The sequence below is a fragment of the Mesorhizobium sp. M5C.F.Ca.ET.164.01.1.1 genome (genome assembly GCF_004792125.1).
GTDB lineage: Bacteria > Pseudomonadota > Alphaproteobacteria > Rhizobiales > Rhizobiaceae > Mesorhizobium > Mesorhizobium wenxiniae.
Window position 1 is genome coordinate 1 of the sequence record NZ_SRTG01000631.1, and the last position, 279, is coordinate 279.

The 279-nt window shown below is 63.8% G+C and carries 1 protein-coding gene; it reads right to left on the reverse strand.

The window, feature by feature from the left end; translation table 11 throughout:
• The coding region (locus EN807_RS35070) for an HAD-IA family hydrolase (protein ID WP_145972481.1) at positions 1–279 on the reverse strand (279 nt) is incomplete at both ends.

Genomic DNA, 279 nt, shown 5'->3' on the forward strand with positions numbered 1-279 from the left:
AAGAAGGCCGGGTCGGGTTTTTCCGTACCGGTGTCGTCGGCGGTGAAGGTGGCGAAGAAGGGCGATCCGAGCTGCTGCTCGAAATGGTCGAGCGCCCAGCGCCGTGCGTTGGTCATGGCGATCAGCTTGTGCGACTTGGCAAAATCGGCCAAGGCAGCGGCGCTGTCGGGAAAGCCTTTCCAAACGCTGGCTGAATCGCGCAGGCGGACACCGTATTTCTCCTCGGCCGGCAGGCCGAGCCGTGGGGCGATGACCATGTAGACGCGCACGAGATCGTCC